The organism is Staphylococcus sp. HMSC070D05 (assembly GCF_001815595.1).
Classification (GTDB): Bacteria; Bacillota; Bacilli; order Staphylococcales; family Staphylococcaceae; genus Staphylococcus; species Staphylococcus hominis.
Genome location: NZ_KV821122.1, coordinates 1 through 2265, shown reverse-complemented (window position 1 = coordinate 2265; position 2265 = coordinate 1). Strand labels below are relative to the sequence as shown.

At 26.4% G+C, this 2265-nt stretch carries 3 protein-coding genes; 2 read left to right on the top strand and 1 reads right to left on the bottom strand.

The window, feature by feature from the left end; all coding sequences use genetic code 11:
• Positions 1 to 811: 811 nt before the first annotated feature.
• Positions 812 to 1579 carry a hypothetical protein gene (locus HMPREF3046_RS05240; protein ID WP_070717183.1) on the bottom strand — a complete coding sequence of 256 codons (768 nt, stop codon included), beginning with the start codon at positions 1577 to 1579 and terminating at the stop codon, positions 812 to 814.
• A gap of 431 nt (positions 1580 to 2010) precedes the next feature.
• On the opposite strand from HMPREF3046_RS05240, the gene HMPREF3046_RS05235 reads away from it, so the two are divergent.
• Together HMPREF3046_RS05235 and HMPREF3046_RS05230 are read left to right on the top strand one after the other, a co-directional pair.
• Positions 2011 to 2145, top strand: a complete 135-nt coding sequence (locus tag HMPREF3046_RS05235; RefSeq protein ID WP_070717180.1) for a beta-class phenol-soluble modulin — start codon at positions 2011 to 2013, stop codon at positions 2143 to 2145.
• A 40-nt stretch (positions 2146 to 2185) separates the two neighbouring features.
• On the top strand, positions 2186 to 2265 hold an 80-nt coding region (locus HMPREF3046_RS05230; protein WP_141755521.1), incomplete at its 3' end, for a beta-class phenol-soluble modulin.

Genomic DNA, 2265 nt, shown 5'->3' with positions numbered 1-2265 from the left:
GCACCACCACCTTTAATATGTAATATTCATATTTTTTTATATTCAAACACTCGCAATGGTTCAAACTGAATAACGTAATTACCATGAAGAATATATAAATAATTTTATCATTTTACTAATTTAAAATGTATAATGTATAAAAAATTTAAGTTATTAATTATTTTAAAACGCTAAGAAAGGCGCTGTGTTGCATTGAGAAATGAAGAGTGGGATAACTATATTAAATAAATCACAAAATGTTTAGTATAGTGACTGTATATAACTAGATTATTCAAATACAGAAAAAATATTTAAAAATTGATAAAGACTTTTGATTAACATCAGATATAAGTCAGTTAATCTAAGACAAAATATACATAACAATATTTTGTTGGTGTGTACATATTAAAAATGACAAATATATTGATACTAAAGAAGTGGAAAAAGTTAAATATTCATACCCACATTCTGAATGAGTAACAAATATTGATATAGACAACATACATGATTTAAAAATTTCTTACGGTGCAAATTATGTATTTGTTGGTAAATCAACTCTGGTAATTAGAGATAATGAAATTCATTATGTAAAACTTTTTGAATCGTAACTTAAATGTTTAATCTTATTTGGGGAAAATAATTTGAAATTGTATTAAAAACTATGAAAAAAATTAGATAAAAATACTGATATTATAGTCTTTTGAAAGATTATCAAGTGCTATAAAAGGTTAATAATTCCCTCCCAAGACGCTAATAAGCCCCGTTAACCATTGTGGTTACGGGGTTTTTGTTTATCTATTTTAAACTCACTATGATGACTGACTTCAAGAATTTAATTTTTATATTTATCCCATTTTCCAGCTACTATGTCAGCTTCCTGTTCTTTAATGTTTTGATAGACTTCTTCAGCGTCATCACCTTCATAGTACCCTTGCTCAATTGCATGTTTTGTTTGAATTTCTCCAGATGAAAGACCACCATTATATTTTTTTCTGAGTGCATCATAATACTCATCTTCAGTTTCTGCTGCATTTATTTCAGCATTAGGATCCGGAGTCGTGTTGTCATCATCTACTAAAACATCTGACTCATTTGGTCGGTCATAAATTGATTTTTCTTGACCATTTTCAATTCTAAGTGAACTTTGATACGCTACACTAGCAGGACCTTCCATTACATTTCCTTGTGGAATAATTCCATTTGCAACTGCACTATTGTAAGCTTGTATCTTTTGTTCTTCACTATAATTTCCATAAATAACTGATTCTAATGTACTTTTATCTTTAATATTGGAGAAATCAATTTGATTGTTATTTTGAGATGAAACATCTTCTATGGTATCTTTTGAATCTCTATCTTCGTTTGACTTCTGTTCATTACTTGTATTTTCAGTATTTTGATTTTGGATAGTTTTATCATTATGTTCTACAGAATTCTTATCTGATTTTGAAATATGCTTATCTTCTTTCTCTTTTTTATTATCCTTTTTATTGTTGGTATCATTCTGTTCTTTTTTATTATCACCAGTTAAAGAAAAATCATTATCACATGCACTTAATATTAAAATACTACTAAATAATAAAATGAAATACTTCTTCATATGTCTTCTCCATTCATTCACTCAATTAGTAATTATTAATAACACAGTCCTTTTATTCATATTTTATATAGGAATTACTTTTAACATCACCATCTTATAACCATTTAATTAAATTACGAGAATAAATATAATAAATCTTTATACTTTTGGATTATATCATATATTTATGTATTAAATATTTTTAATTATTTTATTTTGATAACCTAAAAAAATTTGACGAGATAGACATATTTGAATTCCTAACTGTAAATATAAATTTTTAAATTACACAGTTTTGATGATTTAAGCATAAGTTACGGAAAATAACACAAGAATCTGAATAAACCCTTTATAGTAAAGATAACAAAACGATAGTTAAACAAAACAAAGCAAGCAATACAGTAACCTATCGTTTTAGAATTTTACCAATTAATTTCTAAGGAGTGTATGAAATGGAAGTTTTATTTAACGCAATTAAAGATACAGTAACTGCAGGTATTAATGGTGATTGGACAAAATTAGGTACAAGTATTGTTGGTATCGTAGAAAACGGTGTAGGTTTAGTTAGTAAATATTTAGGTTTCTAATTTAAAGATAATTATAAATAGTACAAAGGAGATAACAAACATGGAAAAATTATTCGACGCAATCAGAAACACTGTAGACGCAGGAATTAACCAAGATTGGACAAAATTAGGTACAAGCAT